Below are 17777 nucleotides of genomic sequence, written 5' to 3'. Positions count from 1 at the left end.
CTCGGTCGCCCATACCCGTCCATCGGACAGTAGAGAGGATGGCGGATCTACAGTTACAGTTTGTCTGTAGAGTCCGTCAGCCTTGAGAACTATCACCACTATGGCCGAGTCAGCCTCCAAAGTTTCCATTTATGCCGCGCTCGCGGCCAATCTCGCGATCGCGATCGCCAAATTTGTCGGCGCCAGCATTAGCGGCAGTTCTGCCATGTTGTCTGAGGGCATTCACTCGGTCGTTGACTCGGTGAATGAAGTGTTGCTGTTGTACGGCCTGAAACAAAGCGAAAAAGGCCCCGACGAGCTGCATCCCCTGGGCCACGGCCAGGAGCTCTACTTTTGGTCGCTGGTGGTTGCCGTGTTGATTTTTTCGCTGGGGGGCGGCTTCTCCATCTACGAGGGGGTGAAGAGTTTTCAAGATCCCGAACCGTCTGCCAATGCCCTAGTGAGTTACGTCGTCCTCGGCACAGCGGCTATTTTTGAAGGAGCCGCCCTGACTGTCTCCATTCGTGAGTTCAACCAGCAAGATCCGCACCGCCAGGATAATCTCTGGGCGGCGATGAAGCGCAGCAAAGACCCCAGCAGTTTCATTGTGATTTTTGAAGACGCGGCGGCGCTCCTGGGTTTAGGCGTGGCCTTTGCGGGGGTGTACCTGAGCCAGTTGACCCAAAACGAACTGTATGACGGCATTGCTTCCATCATCATCGGCATTATTTTGACTCTGGTGGCCATGGTGCTGGTTTCGGAGACCAAAGGCTTGTTGATTGGCGAAAGTGCCCTGCCAGAGACTCAGGACAGCATCAAAGCCATTATCCAAGCCGACCCAGCCGTGACGAGTTTAGGGCAGCTCATTACCCTGCATATGGGACCCAAAGATGTGATGCTGGCGCTGAATATTGAATTTGCCGATGACCTCTCGGCAGACGATATTGAGGCGGCTGTGCGGCGCATTGAGCAAGACATTCGTGATAATCACGAAGAAGTCAAGCGAATTTTTATCGAAGCGGCCTCAGCCACCCAAGCCACCGGGGCGAGTGGCGAATCGTCAACTATGGCCACACCTTCCATGGCGGATACGCCGGACTAGCCCACCGCTGACAGCGTCACGACCCAAAAGCCAACGAGGAAGCCTGCAATCGTGGAATAGGTGACGGTGCCGCCGCCCATTTCGTAAGCTTCGGGCATCATGGTGCTAGAGAGCATGGCTAAGATAGCCCCTCCAGCCAGCGCTTGGGCCGTACCCAACACCCAGTCATTGGCAACGGTACTCAAAAAGTTGCCCAACATGGCGGTAAGGCCGCTTAGCATCACGGCTCCCCCCCATAGGGTCAGAATGCGGCGGGCTTTGGTCCCTGCTTGTTGCATCCCGACGGAGCTAGAGAGAGCTTCGGGAATATTGGAGATGAAGACGGCCATCAGAAAGGAACTGCTGAGGTGTCCGCTGCCCACGTTGAAGCCGATGACCAGGGCTTCCGGAATGTTGTCCATCAGGGTGCCGACGAGGATGGCGAGGGGCGCGGAGCTTTTGGCTAACTGCTGAATCTGTTGCTCTGATAGGGGAAAGTCGACTTCGACGCTGTCGAGCACTTGCTGACGCCACTGCCCGTCGGATTTTTCGCGGGCTTTGGCGGTGGACTGGGTGGTCTCTCGCAGACGGCGGGCCAAAATGCGACTGAGACCGCTGGCCAAGTGGGGCGATCGCGTCAGCATGCCGTCGAAGTCTGATTTGTCGAGTTCGTACAGCTTCATCGGGGTGCGGGCGATGACGCTGGCCGATCGCTCTTCGCCTGTGAGTAGGGCCATTTCGCCAAACATTTCCCCGGCCCCGAGTTGCGCCATCAACTGCGGCCCTTTGTAAATGTCGGCTTCGCCCGACAAAATGATGAACATGGCATCGCCGGGGGTGCCTTCTTCGCACAGGGTGGTGCCGGGTTCTACCGTCAACGGCTTCAGCAGGGGAATGATGGCCTGCACTTCAGAGGGGGAAAGATTGTGGAGCATCTCGACGTGGGCGATTTCGTCGAGCACTTCGGAGGTTTCTTCTTGGCGGTGGTGGTAGAAAAACCGCCGGGACGAGGACGGGTGCCGGATAAAGCCGCCGCGATCGTCGATGTAGTTGATGATGAGGGTAAAGAAGGTGCCGCCTAAAACGAATCCCACCAACAGGGGCAGGAACCCCGCATTCTCGAACACGGGTTGGGTAATGTCGAAGGCGATCGCCGCCAATAGAGTACCGCTGCCGAAGGCCATAATCGCCGCTGTGATTACTCGGCCTGGCTTCCAGCAGATACCCAACACTGCCCCAATTAAGAGGCTAGAGGCACCTAAAAGTCCCTGAAATAATGCTTCTAAGGGCATAGTCGCAACAGCTCACAAGCATACGATAAACCCGCAGGCAGTGATTTAGACATTCTTTTCAATGAATTTATGGAGTATTTTCCAGATTCTGGGTCGCCAGCGGTAAAGCGGCTTCGCGCCATCCTCGCAGATCGCCGGCCAACGGCTGAACTTGAGTAAACCCAGCCTGCTCTAACAGATTTTGGGCAATGCTGGCGCGGACGCCGACCTCGCAATACACCACAATCTCACTGTCGCGAAATGCGGACAGGGTCGTTAAATGCTCCGGGATCGTTTGATAGGGGAGGTTGCGCGCGCCGGGAATGTGACCGGCGGCATATTCGGCGGGCGATCGCACATCTAACACGAGGGGCGCGGTCTCTGTCTCTAACCGTTGGTGCAGGGCGATCGCCGAGATCGGCTGTGAGGCCGCCCCGTGCACCTGAGTCACGGCCAATATTGTCAGCAAGGCCAGCGCGGCTAGAATCACGCCTATGGGCCAGCGCGGTCGCCCATCACGGGGCGGTTGGGCAGACATCGGAAAAGACTTCATGCTGGGGATCAGTCAACTTGTATACTGAGTCTCAGCTTAGACCGTCTAGATGAGGGTAGTCTGAGTACACAGGATCGGCATTCTTCAAACTGGATCGGTTACACGGTCCACGTTCGCTGTGGGGTCGAGGTATCGTCTGTCTGGTTGAAGAATGGCTTGCGAGTGATGTTGTCGTTGCTTAGAACATAAACCTTAAAAGATATGGCTTCTTCTCCGCGTCAACCTCCCAAACCGCGAGGTTGGCGGCGTTTTCGTTACCAAGCTGCTCAGGGGAAGGGACGTTTTCCCTGGGGCTGGCTAGCGGTGGTGCTACTGTTGCACCTGTCGATTGGGCTGCTATTGATGGCATTTCCTGCGCCGGTCTGGATTTGGTATCTCGCGGTGGGTGGGGTGGTGTTGCAGGCGATCGCGCTGGCTGGCCCTAAAGCGCTGGGGCGGTTTCGGTGGTGGTCGGCCAATGCGCTGGCGTTAGTCGCCATTTTAGGGGCGGGGCTGGTGGCCGTGGCCTTGGGCGTCTCAATGGGATTTGTCGGCACGGCCAACCTGGAGGATGTAGACGTCCAAAGTACCGCCTTTGAAGTGCTGCGGGTGGGTTTTCTCGCGATTTTGGTACCGGCCATGAGTGGCATTATCGCGGCGGAGACGGGCGATCGCTTATTGCCATTTTCTAACCGATGGCGAACGAGTCTGCTGTTGGCGGTGATCTGTTTGGCAGGTTTAGGACTGGGCGCGGCGATCGGTCTGCTCGTGGTGGAGTAGCCGATAACGAATTGGCCCTTTGGCCGTTTGTGGATCGACCACCTGACCTTTTTGAGTCACGGCGATCGCCCCCGCTTGCGCTAAGGCCATCCCCACTGTGCGGACTTGCGGCATGAGCGATCGCCAATCATCGGCGCTGAGCGCCCGGGCAACTTCGGAAGGGCAGATCGTTTTCTCGGGCCCGCGATCGCGCACCAGTTGCATGAGACAATCCTGAATTTGCTGTTCAGACAGCGCCATCGGAGCTCCTCGGTTGCGATTTCAAATGCTGCACTTGCCCCCTCAATCCCCCAAACCTGGGGGATTGAGGGGGCTGAATCGATGGCAAGTCATTGCAGATAACAGAGAATGACTCTAAAAATAGACCTTGCCAGGGACCGGGTGCCTTGATGATGATTGAAGTTTGGCGGCTGAGTCGAATAGGCACCCGGTCCCTAACACCGCAGAGAGCGCCCCTTTTGATTGCGGGGGGTGTCGCGATAGCGTCATGGACGATGGGGATAAGTGGCTGTTCGCCTGATGCTGTGATCAGCTTTCGAGGCGGCAAATACCCCGATCATTCCATATTGGGGAGAGCGTCGCTTTCTGGTGATGAGGGCGCAGGCTCAATTTGGGGCAAGCGAGAAGGCATGACACAGCGCAGAACCCCTTCTTGGGGGCCGGTGTCGGCGTCTGGGTTCGATCCCATAGCGCGGTAGCTAACCACCGGCACATAGCCGGGATAACAGCGCACCAGTACCTCATCGTCGGCGCGAGTCATATACAACACCGCAATTGGCTCGCTGTTGAGGATTTCGGTGACCAGGCGCGGTGGCGCTGGGGCGGTGGCGACGACGACCTCATCAACGGCGGACTGGGGGACTGGCACCATTGCCGCGCGGCTATGCCATCCCCAGAGGAGGGTGACCAAAGCCGCTATACACCCCAGCCCGATCGCGATCGGCCGCATCAGATTTTTGCTCATCGGTTTTCTCCATCGATCAGCCTTACTGTATCCCGACTAGCTCGAGCTGCCGGGATTGATCAAAATGCTTTAAGCCGGGCCATGAGTCTGCTCTGGGACATGGTGCTACCGGGCTAAGCGATCGCGTGGTGCTCGTGCCAGTGGCGGGCAATATCGACCCGACGACAAATCCACACCTGCTCATGACTCTGCACATAGTCGAGAAAGCGAGCCAGGGCAGCGGCGCGTCCCGGCCGCCCCGAGAGACGACAGTGCAGGCCCACGCTCATCATTTTGGGGGCGGTTTCACCTTCGGCGTAGAGCAGGTCAAAGGCGTCTTTGAGATAGGTGAAAAACTGCTCGCCCGAGTTGAACCCCTGGGCGGTGGCAAAGCGCATATCGTTGTTGTCCAGCGTGTAGGGAATGACCAGGTGGGGGCGATCGCTGCCCCCGACCCAGTACGGCAAATCATCGGCGTAGCTGTCGGCGTCATAGAGAAAGCCGCCTTCTTCCATCACCAATCGGCGAGTATTGGGACTCATACGGCCCTGATAAAAGCCCAAAGGCCGACTGCCAATCACCTGAGTTTGAATCTCAATCGCTTTGCGAATGTGTTCCCGCTCGGTGTCGGCGCTGACGTATTGATAATCGATCCACCGATAGCCATGGCTGGCCACTTCCCAGCTGGCCTCGATCATTGCCTTGCCCGCGTCGGGATTGCGCTCCAGGGCCATCGCCACGGCATACACGGTGACGGGCAGTTGCCGCTGGGTAAAGAGGCGATGTAGCCGCCAAAAGCCCGCCCGACTGCCGTACTCATACATTGATTCCATATTGATGTGGCGTACGCCCAGCAGCGGTTGCGCCCCAATAATTTCCGACAAAAAGGCTTCGGAAGCCGCATCCCCGTGCAAAATACAGTTTTCGCCCCCTTCCTCATAATTGATGACAAACTGAAGGGCAAGCCGCGCGTCGTTGGGCCAGTGGGGATGGGGCGGCGTTTGGCCGTAGCCGATGAGATCACGGGGGTAGGCAGCAGTCATGGGGCGCTTATCCTTTGAGCGTTTTTCAAAACTGTAGTGCGGAATGAGCGAACAGCGTATGTCAAATTACACCATCAAACCGATGACCCGCGCCGATTTGGCGGTGGCTATTGATTGGGCCGCGGCCGAAGGCTGGAATCCGGGACTGCAGGATGCGGACTGCTTTTATGCAGCCGATGCCAGCGGTTTTCTTATGGGATGGCTGGAGGAGGAACCGATCGCGGCCATCTCAGTGGTGAAATATGGCTCGACGTTTGGGTTTCTAGGCTTTTACATTGTGCGACCGGAGTTTCGAGGGCGAGGCTACGGCTGGCAGCTCTGGCAAGCGGGCTTGGCGACTCTGGAAGGGCGCACCGTGGGACTCGATGGTGTTGTGGATCAACAAAGCAACTATCTCAAATCGGGATTTCAACTGGCCTATCGCAACATTCGCTATGAAGGGCAGAGGGGGACGGCGATCGCCCCTGCCGATCCGGCGGTAGTCTCGATCGCTTCCCTCGATTTCGCTCAGGTGCTGGCCTACGATCGCCCTTTTTTCCCCGACGATCGCACGGCTTTTTTGCAGGGTTGGCTCGCTCAACCGGACAGCACCGCTGTCGCATACGTTCAAGACCAAGCCATCTTGGGCTACGGGATGCTGCGACCCTGTCGGCAAGGCTACAAAATTGGCCCGCTGTTTGCCGATACGCCTGCGATCGCCGATACCCTCTTTCAACACTTCATCGCTCACGTACCTGCGGGACAGCCCTTTTACCTGGATGTGCCGGAAGTGAATGAGGCGGCGGTGGCGCTAGCCCAACGCTACGGATTGACCAGCATGTTTGAAACGGCGCGGATGTATTTGCCGGAGCCTCCCCAATTGCCAACTGAGCGCATCTTTGGCGTCACCACCTTTGAACTGGGTTGAGGGCGCGATCGCTCCCCTCAAGCGGTGGGCACGGGCACTGGACCACCGTCAGCTTCTTGTGGTACGACCCACTGATTGGCTGTAGTGGCAGGATCGGTCACCGGCAGGGGTTTGCGGGCGGTGCTGAGCTGATTCAGCATAAACACATTTTGGGTGCGGACGGTGGTAAACCCGGCGTAGCCTAACCAAGCATCCAAATTGCCCTGCCGATACTCACGAATGAACGGCTCCTCAAAAATGTTGCTCAGCCAATCTAATTGGCGCAGAGTTGCTTGATTGCCATCGAGCACCAGCATTTGCCCACCCGGACGCAGCAGTCGAAAACTCTCTCGCAAAACTGCCTTGGCAACGGTCGGGGGCGTTTCGTGAAACAGCAGGGTGGCGCACACCGCATCAAATGACGTGGCATCGAGGCCCGTCTGCATCGCGTCGCCGTGCCGAAACGTAATGTCGAGTCCTGCCGCTTGGGCTTTGCGCTGGGCCATGATCAGCATCTGGGGCGACAGATCCAGCCCCACGACTTTGGCTTGAGGAAAGCGCCGTTTAAGCATCAGCGTCGTCGTCCCGGTACCGCAACCCAGATCCAAAATGCGGCGGGGACTTCCTTGGATGGCATGTACCAAGCTTTCGCGGACCCAAGTCTCGCTCGGGGGCAGCACATATTGGGTGATGGGGTCGTAGGTAATGGCGGCGTCGATATTGAGGTAGCCGTTTTTGACCCCGTGAAACTGGCTGGTTTGGTAATAGTCGGGATAGGTGACCTGAGGATGCGCGATCGCGGCCATTTCCGCCTCCCAGTCAATGCTGTTCCGCAACCGCAGCAGTGCCTCTTTGTCGATCAACGACCCAAAGAGGGGGGCCAGAAATTGTTCAAAGAGGCTTTGGCTTTGAGTTTCCATCGTTTGTCTAGGTTGAGTAAGCGACCGGGCCGGGGCGACGCTGGGGCAGCAGCAAATCGCCCCCTTAATTTAACGGTTGAGCAAACATTTAGTCAGAGCAACCGGGAGCGCGATCGCCCAATCAACCTACTTCAGCACCTGCCGAAAGCTGGGGAGCTGGCTCGCGGTGTCCCACCAGGTTTTGAGCTGGGGCGTCTCGCTGATGACGGCCTCCCAATCGGGGGTATTGGAAAGGTAGAACACGACGGGCAAGAGATACAAATCCGCCAGGGTGACGGTGTCGCCCAGCAGATACGGCGAGCAGGTGGCGATCGCTTCAATCGCTTTCAACGCGGTTTGCACTTTGGGGATGGCGGCTTCGACGGCGGCGGTATCCGTTTCGCCGCCTTGGCTGGGCACGATCAACCGTTGAATGGTAATGGTGCTGATGGCAGGACCATACAAATAGCTATCGACGATCGCCATGATTTGCCGCATGCGGGCTTGGGTCATCAGGTCGTCGGGGGTAAAGCCACCGTTGTTGACCGCAGCGTCGAGGTACTCAGCGATCGCGCAGGTTTCATACAAATATTGACCATCAACTTCCAGCGTCGGCACTTTGCCAAAGGGATGTTTTGCCAAATATTCGGGGGCATTTTGCTCGCCGCTCAAAATGTCGACGGGCTTGAGTTCGTAAGGGGTATTGGTTTCCTCCAAAATCATGCGCGTTGTCCGCACGTAGGTGCTGAGGGCGGGGCCGTGAACGGTAATTTGTGGCATAGGGTCTAAGGGAAATGTTTACATGTCATCGGTTGACACTTCAAGTTAGATCGAAACCCGCTTCCCTAGCTGACGAAATGCTGAGAAACCCCGACAAATTCCATGAGTCCCCCATGCAGCCGATGACTGGCAAACTGCCCCCCACCCTTGATATAGCGTTGTGCAGATAGCTCTGTTTATCTCTTTGACAGAAAAACAGGGGCTTGTCGGGCAGGCATATGGCCTGCTCCGGGACAGCCGAGACGGCTGTCCACACTTAGATTAAATGCGCATTCTGTAAAAGCTTGGGCTCTCGGCACCTGACTGCGGATTGCTATACCGATACTGGCCCCGCTGCCTCCCTAGCCCGCTAGCTCTCTCAGCCAATTCGTAGCGTGCTTGTAGAGAACGGCCATTAGCCTGCGGGTTGCTTGAGCTGGGGCAACACTTTGAGGAACAGGACCCCACAGGGCAAAAAGAACAGCCCCATGATCAGCGGCGCATAGGTGCCAACATTCGGGCCGCGTTTGAGCACGGCTTCGGTGGGGCTCTGCGGATCGTAGTAGACGGTGATGGCGCTGCCGAGGGGATACGCTTCGAGGCCCGCCTGCTCCGCTTCGCGAGCGGTGTCGTACGGTCGACTCGCGGTGGAGCCTTCGCCCAGGGAGTAGCGATCGCCCGTATAGGCAATCGCATTCACCTCATACCCATAGGTCACCTCATACACGTAGGTGCGGCGGCTGCCATTGTATTCAGAGCGATATAGCGGGGCGGTAATCGCCTGGACGGTGCCAGAGGCGCTGGGCCAGCCGTAACTGGCGAAGGCGGTTTTGAGAAAGAAGACGCCAAAGATGCTGAGGGCAGCACCAATGAGGATGAGGAATCCGGCAAAGCCCGCAACGATGCGGTATTGGCCGGGGGTGACAGGGTTTGGGGTGGTCATGGCAGTTTGCTCAACCAGGACAGGAATGCCGCCTTATTTTATCCAGCTCGTCCCAGAACCGCACTTAATCTGCAGACCACAATCCAAAATTCGCCGCTACTCTGAGAGAAAATCGTCCCTCCCACTCCCTTCGCGTTCGCACCGGGCGAAAAAGATGATTGGTCTAAGATTGGGAATATCCTTGGTTGTTCTAACGCTTGACTATGCAAATTAGGGTTGATATTCCAGATGATTTGGCATTGCGGCTGCATTCGTTACAAGACAAGCTGCCAGAAATTCTAGAACTGGGCTTGCGGGAATGGACGGCCCAAGGGCAGTCTGGTTTTTCTGGATTGGCAGAGGTGTTAGAGGTGTTAGCCAGTTTGCCGTCTGCTGAGGAAATTTTGGCCTTGCAACCATCAGCCGCACTACAGCAGCAAGTGACCCAGTTATTGGAAAAAAATCAGACGGTTGGGTTAACACCGGCAGAAGAGCGTTGGTGGCAGCAGTACTGAGTATGTCGAGCATTTGGTGAGAATGGCTAAGGCTAAGGCTTTGCTCAATTTGCAAGCGTCTTAAGCATGAGCAAGACTTACATCTCGGTAGCGCTGCGGCAACTCGTTCGCGATCGCGCCCAAAATACCTGTGAATATTACCTAATGCCGGAAATCGCCGTGTTGGTGCCCCATGAGGTTGATCATGTGATTAATGAGTGCGATTGCACATCGCCGTAGCGCCGTAGGCTGGGTGAGTCAGGGAAACCCAGTAGCCCTAATCAAGCAGGAATATGGGTGAGAATTTGGTCCCCCCAGGCAAAGAAGGCACTTTCGGGTAAGTTCAGTTGAATTTGGATTATGGGTAGCATCGAAAACAAGAGTCGTTGTTAATCGCAATGGTAACCGGGCTGCGCGGATACTTCCTGCCGAGTCACCCATAGATTCAACATTTGAGATACTGGGATTAAGGTCAACAGCTAAACCTACCAGGAGGGCAAGAATGAGGTTTACCCGCATTACCGTCAACCCTGACCAAATGAGCGGAGTTCCTTGCATCAGAGGCTTACGCATTCCTGTCGCTACCGTTGTCGGGATGTTTGCCGAAGCCATGCAGCCAGACGATATCTTGGCGGCTTACCCCGACCTGGAGCCTCAAGACCTTTATGAGGCGCTACGCTACGCCGCGCAAGCCGTTCAAGAACGCGAATTGCCACTCTTATCAGCATGAAATATCTGGTCGATAACGCCTTGTCGCCTCTGATTGCGGCAGGACTGTGCGACGCCGGGTATGACGCTGTTCACGTTCGCGATTACGATATGCAGGCAGCAGCCGACAGCGCAATTTTCGATCGCGCCGCTTCAGAAGATCGTGCGGTCTTGTCAGCCGACACCGACTTTGGCACATTACTTTCTCAAAGACAAACCCGGTACCCTTCAGTACTCCTCTTTCGTCGCGGCTCAGAACGCAGCCCGCAACGCCAGCTAGCTCTACTCTTGAAAAACTTACCGACAGTAACACCCGCTCTAGAAGAGGGCAGTATCGTCGTCATCGAACAAGCCAGAATTCGAGTTCGTTCTTTACCCATTGGTGAAGTTCGAGAACGGTGATTTTCCTTGAAACTAATAGATGTGGGATCGCCCCCCTTCCATCAACAAATTAACAAATACAGTTGTACGACGCGATCACTGGAGGAATTAGCTCTGGCGACGACGACACCCCGCGATCGCGATGCGGCGTGGCTCAACGTCGAGCAGGGCATCAAAGCCGTGATTGAGAGTCGGAAGGGCGATCTCTCCTTTTAAGGGTGTCAGGGACCGGGTGCCTTCTAGTAAGACGATAGGCAACGAACTAAGTCCGACCCAAGGCACCCGGTCCCTCTGCGTCGAGAGGCTGTTGTCGATACTGATGGTTTGATTGCCTGGGCGATCGCGGCAGGCAAGCTGCACGTGAACAGGTAGGGGGGGGGAGCGATCGGTTACTACGAATTATGAAATCGTTCAAAACTGCGTGAAGCCAGATGTCTATTATTGACATGGAACGCAAAACCCTTATCTCACACGGGTTTTACATGCGTTTCCACTAATTAAAGAAAACTCTTTTGTTCACTGTGCCCCACTGATAAGCGGCGCACCCGAATGAGGTCATCATGATCGAAAAAATTCTTTTAGCGGACTCTGGCACCGGCAACACCGAAGCAATGATGAAAGTGTTGATGGAAATTCCGCTGATTCAGCGAGCCAACATCACCGTATTGCACGTGGTGCCACCACAGGTTTCCGCCGAGAGCATGACCGAAAAGTGGGAAGCCGGGGGCCGCACGCTGGCCGAAGCCATCAAAAATCTGAATCTTGATCCGGGCCATGTGACCGCCATGTTGCGTGAGGGCGACCCCAAAGATGTGGTGATCAAAGTCGCCAAAGAGATTGAAGCCGACCTGATCATCATGGGTTCACGCGGCTTAAAAGGGCTGAAAGCCATTTTGGATAATTCCGTCAGTCAGTACGTGTTTCAGCTATCGTCGCGGCCCATGCTGCTGGTGAAAGATGATCTTTACAGCATTCGCCCGATCAAGCGGATTATGGTCGCCATGGATAAGTCAGACTCAGCCCAAGAGGGGTTAAAGCTGGGCATCAACCTGCTGCGCGATGTGAGCGGCGGCGAGCTCGTCTTGGTTCACACCGTCTCGAACCTCAAGGCCCGGCCCTTTGATGAGACTGAGCCTGACCCCAGCAAAGACCCCGTGCTCACCGCCGCCGCCGCCGAAGCTAAGCGCTATGGCCTGAAGACAACCTTGGCCGCTCCCGAAGGCAAAGCGGGTCGACGTATTTGCCAACTGGCCGACGATAAAAATGTGGATCTGATCATCCTTGGTTCCCCCGATCGCCGCCCCTCCATTGCTAAGGGCATGCCCGACCTCGATCGCCTGCTGGGCGAATCGCTGTCTGACTACGTGCGGGTTTACACGCCTTGCCCAGTCTTGCTCACCCGCATCGCCAACTAACCCGCTGTTAGCAGGGGAGCTAGTGGTTTGAAGTCCCTCTTTCCTTTTGGGGCTTTTCTTGATGCAAAAGTGGCTGTATCGCTTTGCAATGAGCAGTTTTAGAGATCGATGATGGCAGTTGTCAGAGCTCTAGAACCTCACCTGACGTCTCCTTGCTAAGGAGAGGAACTGGAATTCTGATCAGATGCGAGAAAGCGTTTCACCCGTCTGTGATTAAACCTCTCCTTCCGAAGGAGAGGTGCCGCAGGCGGTGAGGTTTGAGTCGTGCAGGCAGTGTTGAGAAGTTGTGGTTGTCATTGGTTTAAGCGACTGATGTCAAATGAATCGCAACCTTGGGAGAGGGATTGAGGGTGAGAGCCAAAGAATAAGCCAATTGACGCGGAATTGTGCCGACCACGGCTAGCACCGTCCCGTTTCACGAGAAATTGTGTCAACTGGTTGCAATTTCAAGTTTTTGCGATACGCTTTGGGCGGAATCAAGTTCGCTTGAGTTTCCCATTTGTATTTCGTCAAACTGAAGCCTTCGTTCACGATATTTTCTGTGCGGCGATTGTCGGTGTATCGCGTTTTTCGGAACTAATTCTAATGAACGCTCCTCTTAATTCAGATTCCCAACTTTATGCCGTGGCAGAAACAGGTCGCCCTGTTGCCAATGTCGGCTATGCGCCCTCGGTGCCGATTTCCGTTTACCGAGAATTGGCCGCTGAACTCAAGACGACCCAATCCACATTGGATGCCTTGACTCAGCAAAATCAACAATTACTCCGACAAAATCAGCTGCTGCGGACTGAGATTCATCGGTTTGTGCAATCGGCTGAGCAGTTGGGCCATTTTGCGGGGGTGATGCCCGCTGAAACCCATCCGATCTCACCGGAAGCTTTCGCGCCGCCGGCCTCGGCAGATTTGTTTGCCAATCCTGACGAGGAGTTGCTGCCGCCCCCGCTTACCCCACCGCCTGCGGCTCCGCGTCCACCCAGCGAAACGCCTGCGGCTTCCACGACGGCAGCCCCCTCTATGGCGGCTCCGACATCGCCTCCCGCCGCCCCGCGCAAGTGTGAGCGCCCCGGAACCGCCAACGGAGTCAATAGTGCGATCGTGCCGCACCCGAAGAGCAAGAAGCGCGATCTCAATCGACCCCCCGGTCCGGGAGCGCAACCCTACCGCTTATTTACGGAGCAACCGGAAGAAGCGCGCCCTCTGAGCAAGGTCGCATCGCGCTCTGATTTTGGGAATCTGTGGCTGGCGACCACGATTTTGTTGGTCGTGGTCTCCGCTTTCGGAGCCGGGTTCTTGATTATGCGCCCCTTGCTCAATCGCTAATGGTGCCCATCAATTCCAGTGACCTCGCTGTTCCCTAATCACGATAAGAGGGGAGCAGCGAGAATTTTTTTTGTGCGCATAATCCACTCCACGGTGGCGCGATCGCCCCCAGTTGCGGAGCAAAATGTGACGTAGCCAACGAAATGCAGTGGAATTTACAGTATTGTGACCGTAGCCCTCGCTAGACATAGGGCTGCACTGCATATTGGCAGTGGTTGTGTGGAGCCTAAAACGTATGAAGAAAATCGAAGCGATTATTCGTCCCTTTAAGTTGGATGAAGTCAAGATTGCCCTGGTGAACGCGGGCATCGTCGGCATGACTGTTTCTGAAGTGCGCGGCTTTGGCCGGCAAAAGGGCCAAACTGAGCGGTACCGAGGCTCAGAATACACCGTCGAATTTTTGCAAAAATTGAAAATTGAGATCGTGGTCGACGAAGATCAGGTCGACATGGTCACCGAAAAAATTATCGCAGCGGCTCGCACGGGTGAGATTGGCGATGGCAAAATTTTCGTTTCCCCCGTCGATACCATCATTCGCATTCGCACCGGCGAAGAAAATACCGAAGCGGTTTAGGTCGCTGTTCGGCTTTTTCTTCCCGTCTAACCTCTGTCTCAGTCAGTCGGTCTGAGGGGCAGAGGTTTCTCTTTGACCTGAATTCATGCGTGAACGCCCCTTCCAGTCGCTATGACCGTCGATGTCTCCCACCAGCAGATCAGCCAGCAACTCGATAAATATGGTCGCTTTGGGGTGCATCTGGGCTTAGAGCGGATTCAAAAACTGCTAGCGGCGCTGGGCAATCCTCAACAGCGAGTGCCGATCATCCATGTGGCGGGCACCAATGGCAAAGGCTCGGTCTGTGCTTACTTATCATCCGTGCTCACCCAAGCGGGCTATCGGGTTGGGCGCTACACCTCGCCGCACCTGGTGAGTTGGTGTGAGCGCATTTGTGTGAATGAACAGCCGATCGCTCCTGACATCCTCGCCGCGACCTTGGCCCAGGTCGAAGCCGCGATCGCCTCCGACACCGAAACGCCCACCCAGTTTGAGGTGCTGACCGCCGCCGCCTGGCTATTTTTTGCCCAGCAAGCAGTCGATATTGCCGTGATCGAGGTGGGCCTGGGCGGTCGGTTAGATGCCACCAATGTCGTAGATGCGCCGCTGGTCTCAGTCATCACCTCCCTCAGTCGTGAACATTGGCAGCGCCTCGGCCCCACCCTGGCGGACATCGCGGGCGAAAAAGCCGGAGTTTTGAAACCCGGCTGCCCCGCCGTCATTGGCCCGTTGCCTGCCGAAGCTGAAGCGGTGGTGATGGCGCGATCGCAGGCAGTGGGCTGTCCCGTCCGGCGTCCGCCGATCGCCACGCTGGCTGCCGATGGCTGGGCCACCTATCCTGCCGCCATGCCGGGCGAACCGCCTTTGCGCTATCGGTTGCCTTTTTTGGGGGCGCACCAGCAGATTAATTCGGCGATCGCGATCGCCACTCTCGAGGCCCTGCGGGACCAGGGGTGGCGTATCAGCAACGAGGCCATTCAATCGGGCATGGCCCAAGCTCGTTGGCCTGGACGCCTGCAATGGCTGACCTGGTCGGCTCCCGATGGGCAGCCCTACCCCTGGCTCATCGATGGGGCGCACAATCCTGCTGCTGCACTAACCCTGCGGCAATATCGGGACGACCTACAACGGGGGGCGCAGTCCCCAACCGCTGCGCTGTGGCCGCTGCCCGACGGTTTGCCCTCACCGCTGCCCCCAACGACCACCTGGCTCATGGGCATGTTGTCGACCAAAGACCATGCCGATGTGTTGCGGGTGCTGCTGCTGCCCGGCGATCGCCTGCATTTGGTGCCAGTGCCCGGTCATGCCACCATGCCCCCAGCCGAGTTGCAGGCGATCGCTCAGCAAGTCTGTCCTCAACTGGCATCCTGCACTACCTATGACACCCTCAGCGCGGGCCTCGCCGGAGCCACCGCCGACCCCGAGACGGTGCGCGTCTTGTGTGGGTCACTGTATCTGATTGGTCACTTTTTCCAGACCGAACTGCAACGCAACGGGTAAATCCATAACCCATTTGTATCGCCTTCCTTGAGTCATAGGGCGACGACAGCGGCTCATCATCCATCTGCTCGCCATGCTGAAATTTAGCGCCAGCTCATCGGCATCCTCCGACGGGGCGAGCGATCGCGGTATGTCACCAATTAAGGTGGGCACTTTTTGCGTATATTGAAGCTTATTTCTCCCCTTCATCTAGGACGACTCGGTTGAAAACTCGATCAGCGTTACCGTCACTGTCAGGCGAAGACGGTTTTCGGCAGATAGCACAGCAGCTTGCCACAACTGGATATGTGATTTTGCCAGCCGCCTTGCCCGAGCCGCTGGTGGATAGTTTGCTACTGCATTTCAAAGCCCTCAATAGCGAAGACTTTAAACCCGCTGGTACTGGCCGCGCCGATGATTATCAGGTGCGCAAAGGCATTCGCGGCGACGAAATTCGCTGGTTAGACGGGTTGCATCCCGCCACCCAAGCCTACCTGGAGTGGATGGAACAGCTCCGGCTGCACCTCAATCGGCATTTGTTCCTGGGCTTGTTCAGCTACGAATGTCACTATGCTTACTACCCGACCGGGGCCTTTTATCGCCAGCATGTCGATGCCTTTAAGGGCGAAACCAATCGCATTCTCTCGACGGTGCTATACCTCAATCCCATTTGGGAGCCCGAAGACGGCGGCGAGCTATTGCTGTATAGCGACCAGTCAACCCTCCTGGAAACCATCCGGCCCACCTACGGCAAGCTAGTCATTTTCCTGAGCGAAGTCTTTCCCCACGAGGTGTTGCCCGTCCAGAAGCCGCGCTGCAGCATTGCCGGCTGGTTCCGCGTCAACACCAACCTGGGGGTGAACCTGGATCCGCCCAAATAGGCGCAGAGTCGGTGGGCGATCGCGCCTCCCCTTTCCCACTCAGCGCCGAGCCGCGATCGCCCGGGTCAGCGGTCAATGACCATTGGGCAACTGCCGCCTGATGACCGTATATCGGGGACTCCCTCCAGATTGCATGAAGGCTGGAGCCTGGCTGACCTGGAGCGGCAGGTCGGGGGAGCGGCCAAAATCAGCCTGTCGAATCAACATCTGCAGAAAGACTACCGATTTAGCCCCGCATCGCCCCTGCCGTCAACGCCAATATTTGTCAGGATGGAACGGCATCAGTCGTTTTACTATCAGCCCAGGCTCAGGCCATGAGTAAAGCCTTCTCCACCCGTCGCCGCTTTCTGTATACCGGCCTAGCCGCCACGAGCGCGGTGATGAGCGGTATTGCCTGCAAACGTACAGAGCCGACCTCCGTAGTGGCTGCGCCAGATGGGGTTAGTGCCGATGTCGCCGCATCAGATGTTGCTAGTTCTGCCGCGATCGCCCCTGCCCCAACCACGCCCCTGCCCACTTGGACGCTGGGGCGATCGCCGCTCACCGTGCCAGTTTTGGGCTTAGGCGGTTCTGCATCACCCCTATCCCGTGGGGGCCAAGAAGCCGAAGCGATCGCCCTGATTGAGCAGGCCTATGCAGGGGGCATTCGCTACTTTGACACCGCCGCCAACTATGGCCCGAGTGAAGAACGCCTGGGCAAAGTGCTGCCAGCGGTGCGCTCCGAAGTGATGATCGGGACCAAAACCAGCCGCCGCGATCGCGACGAAGCCTGGCGACAGCTCGAACAGTCTCTCCAGCGGTTGCAGACGGATTACATTGACCTGTGGCAATTTCACGCCATCACCTACGACTGGGATGTCGATACCCTGCTGGACGAACAGCAAGGAGCCATCAAAGCGGCAGCAGAGGCGAAAGAACAGGGCATCATTCGCGCGATCGGCATCACCGGCCACAACAATCCCGAAATCTTTGTCAAAGCGTTGAATCGGTATCCGTTTGATACGGCGCTGATTCCCATTAACGCAGCCGATCGCCACACCCCTCAGCCCTTCATTGATCACGTGTTGCCCGTCGCCCAGCAGCACAATACAGGCATCATCGGCATGAAGGTGCCTGCCTATGGTCGCCTGTTCCAACCCGGCGTCTTGTCTGGTATGACGGAAGCGCTGGGGTATGCTCTGTCGCAGCCCCAAGTTCACTGCTGCATCGTGGCGGCCGACACTCCTGAGCAGCTAGCCGAAAACTTGGAGGCCGCGCGAGGCTTTGAGCCCTTCACCACCGACCAGCTGTTGGCGATGGAACAGCGCACCGCCCAAGTCTGGCAAGAGGCTAATTTCTTTCGCCGTTGGTCGTAGGGATTGAGGCGTGCGATCGCTCCCCACCCATCTTGCCTTCAACTAAAAGCCGAGCTCTAGTTCCGTCAGAAACCAGGGCTCGGCTAGTTTAATTAC

Annotated in this window: 22 protein-coding genes; 14 read left to right on the top strand and 8 right to left on the bottom strand. The window is 56.7% G+C overall.

Annotation, left to right across the window (positions count from 1 at the left end):
- The first annotated feature begins 100 nt into the window (after positions 1 to 100).
- On the top strand, positions 101 to 1081 hold the full coding sequence (locus DYY88_RS19520; protein ID WP_039725515.1) for a cation diffusion facilitator family transporter: 981 nt from the start codon (positions 101 to 103) through the stop codon (positions 1079 to 1081).
- Here DYY88_RS19520 and DYY88_RS19515 read toward each other — a convergent pair.
- Positions 1078 to 2352, bottom strand: coding sequence for a cyclic nucleotide-binding domain-containing protein (locus DYY88_RS19515; RefSeq protein WP_039725514.1), 1275 nt, complete (start codon positions 2350 to 2352; stop codon positions 1078 to 1080). The genes DYY88_RS19520 and DYY88_RS19515 overlap by 4 nt on opposite strands.
- A gap of 67 nt (positions 2353 to 2419) precedes the next feature.
- The gene (locus tag DYY88_RS19510; RefSeq protein WP_052288238.1) at positions 2420 to 2884 is read right to left on the bottom strand and encodes a rhodanese-like domain-containing protein; all 465 of its coding nucleotides are present in this window, start codon (positions 2882 to 2884) and stop codon (positions 2420 to 2422) included.
- Positions 2885 to 3085: 201 nt separating this feature from the next.
- Here DYY88_RS19510 and DYY88_RS19505 point away from each other — a divergent pair, with 201 nt between their 5' ends.
- The gene (locus DYY88_RS19505; RefSeq protein WP_039725513.1) at positions 3086 to 3643 is read left to right on the top strand and encodes a hypothetical protein; all 558 of its coding nucleotides are present in this window, start codon (positions 3086 to 3088) and stop codon (positions 3641 to 3643) included.
- On the opposite strand, the gene DYY88_RS19500 is transcribed toward DYY88_RS19505, so the two are convergent.
- From DYY88_RS19500 to puuE, 3 genes are all read right to left on the bottom strand, one after another.
- Positions 3602 to 3883: a DUF3253 domain-containing protein gene (locus DYY88_RS19500; RefSeq protein WP_044150987.1), complete on the bottom strand. Its 282-nt coding sequence runs from the start codon at positions 3881 to 3883 to the stop codon at positions 3602 to 3604. The genes DYY88_RS19505 and DYY88_RS19500 overlap by 42 nt on opposite strands.
- Positions 3884 to 4199: 316 nt before the next feature.
- Positions 4200 to 4607 (bottom strand): hypothetical protein, encoded by a 408-nt coding sequence (locus DYY88_RS19495; protein ID WP_052288237.1) that lies wholly within the window; start codon positions 4605 to 4607, stop codon positions 4200 to 4202.
- 113 nt (positions 4608 to 4720) lie between these two features.
- Positions 4721 to 5629 carry an allantoinase PuuE gene (puuE, locus tag DYY88_RS19490; RefSeq protein WP_039725512.1) on the bottom strand — a complete coding sequence of 303 codons (909 nt, stop codon included), beginning with the start codon at positions 5627 to 5629 and terminating at the stop codon, positions 4721 to 4723.
- A gap of 58 nt (positions 5630 to 5687) precedes the next feature.
- Here puuE and DYY88_RS19485 point away from each other — a divergent pair, with 58 nt between their 5' ends.
- Positions 5688 to 6536: a GNAT family N-acetyltransferase gene (locus tag DYY88_RS19485; protein WP_201278931.1), complete on the top strand. Its 849-nt coding sequence runs from the start codon at positions 5688 to 5690 to the stop codon at positions 6534 to 6536.
- Between the two features lie 17 nt (positions 6537 to 6553).
- Here the strand turns inward: DYY88_RS19485 and DYY88_RS19480 are convergent, their stop codons facing one another.
- From DYY88_RS19480 to DYY88_RS19470, 3 genes are all read right to left on the bottom strand, one after another.
- On the bottom strand, positions 6554 to 7435 hold the full coding sequence (locus tag DYY88_RS19480) for a class I SAM-dependent methyltransferase (protein ID WP_039725510.1): 882 nt from the start codon (positions 7433 to 7435) through the stop codon (positions 6554 to 6556).
- A 126-nt stretch (positions 7436 to 7561) separates the two neighbouring features.
- Complete coding sequence (locus tag DYY88_RS19475) at positions 7562 to 8194, bottom strand: glutathione S-transferase family protein (RefSeq protein ID WP_039725509.1); 633 nt, start codon at positions 8192 to 8194, stop codon at positions 7562 to 7564.
- A gap of 394 nt (positions 8195 to 8588) precedes the next feature.
- Complete coding sequence (locus DYY88_RS19470; RefSeq protein ID WP_039725508.1) at positions 8589 to 9116, bottom strand: DUF3592 domain-containing protein; 528 nt, start codon at positions 9114 to 9116, stop codon at positions 8589 to 8591.
- Between the two features lie 203 nt (positions 9117 to 9319).
- Between DYY88_RS19470 and DYY88_RS19465 the strand changes: the two genes are divergently transcribed.
- The 11 genes from DYY88_RS19465 to DYY88_RS19415 all read left to right on the top strand — a co-directional run bounded on the left by DYY88_RS19465 (position 9320) and on the right by DYY88_RS19415 (position 17681).
- Positions 9320 to 9610: a hypothetical protein gene (locus tag DYY88_RS19465; RefSeq protein ID WP_236146302.1), complete on the top strand. Its 291-nt coding sequence runs from the start codon at positions 9320 to 9322 to the stop codon at positions 9608 to 9610.
- Between the two features lie 66 nt (positions 9611 to 9676).
- On the top strand, positions 9677 to 9829 hold the full coding sequence (locus DYY88_RS19460; RefSeq protein ID WP_201278930.1) for a hypothetical protein: 153 nt from the start codon (positions 9677 to 9679) through the stop codon (positions 9827 to 9829).
- A gap of 262 nt (positions 9830 to 10091) precedes the next feature.
- Complete coding sequence (locus tag DYY88_RS19455; RefSeq protein WP_039725507.1) at positions 10092 to 10319, top strand: DUF433 domain-containing protein; 228 nt, start codon at positions 10092 to 10094, stop codon at positions 10317 to 10319.
- Positions 10316 to 10699, top strand: coding sequence for a DUF5615 family PIN-like protein (locus DYY88_RS19450; RefSeq protein ID WP_039725506.1), 384 nt, complete (start codon positions 10316 to 10318; stop codon positions 10697 to 10699). Before DYY88_RS19455 ends, DYY88_RS19450 begins: the two co-directional genes overlap by 4 nt.
- A 6-nt stretch (positions 10700 to 10705) precedes the next feature.
- Positions 10706 to 10894, top strand: coding sequence for a hypothetical protein (locus DYY88_RS19445; RefSeq protein ID WP_130199533.1), 189 nt, complete (start codon positions 10706 to 10708; stop codon positions 10892 to 10894).
- A 344-nt stretch (positions 10895 to 11238) separates the two neighbouring features.
- Positions 11239 to 12093 (top strand): universal stress protein, encoded by an 855-nt coding sequence (locus tag DYY88_RS19440; protein ID WP_039725505.1) that lies wholly within the window; start codon positions 11239 to 11241, stop codon positions 12091 to 12093.
- A gap of 585 nt (positions 12094 to 12678) precedes the next feature.
- Positions 12679 to 13413 (top strand): hypothetical protein, encoded by a 735-nt coding sequence (locus DYY88_RS19435; protein WP_130199532.1) that lies wholly within the window; start codon positions 12679 to 12681, stop codon positions 13411 to 13413.
- Between the two features lie 235 nt (positions 13414 to 13648).
- Positions 13649 to 13987, top strand: coding sequence for a P-II family nitrogen regulator (locus DYY88_RS19430; RefSeq protein ID WP_039725503.1), 339 nt, complete (start codon positions 13649 to 13651; stop codon positions 13985 to 13987).
- Positions 13988 to 14098: 111 nt separating this feature from the next.
- Positions 14099 to 15466 carry a bifunctional folylpolyglutamate synthase/dihydrofolate synthase gene (locus DYY88_RS19425; protein WP_044150985.1) on the top strand — a complete coding sequence of 456 codons (1368 nt, stop codon included), beginning with the start codon at positions 14099 to 14101 and terminating at the stop codon, positions 15464 to 15466.
- Between the two features lie 203 nt (positions 15467 to 15669).
- Positions 15670 to 16326: a 2OG-Fe(II) oxygenase gene (locus DYY88_RS19420; protein ID WP_201278929.1), complete on the top strand. Its 657-nt coding sequence runs from the start codon at positions 15670 to 15672 to the stop codon at positions 16324 to 16326.
- Between the two features lie 314 nt (positions 16327 to 16640).
- The gene (locus DYY88_RS19415; protein WP_130199531.1) at positions 16641 to 17681 is read left to right on the top strand and encodes an aldo/keto reductase; all 1041 of its coding nucleotides are present in this window, start codon (positions 16641 to 16643) and stop codon (positions 17679 to 17681) included.
- Positions 17682 to 17777: the final 96 nt, after the last annotated feature.

Origin of the sequence: Leptolyngbya iicbica LK (genome assembly GCF_004212215.1) — a bacterium.
GTDB lineage: Bacteria > Cyanobacteriota > Cyanobacteriia > Phormidesmidales > Phormidesmidaceae > Halomicronema > Halomicronema iicbica.
The sequence above is the reverse complement of the archived record's forward strand: the minus strand, read 5'-3'. Positions and strand labels throughout refer to the sequence as shown.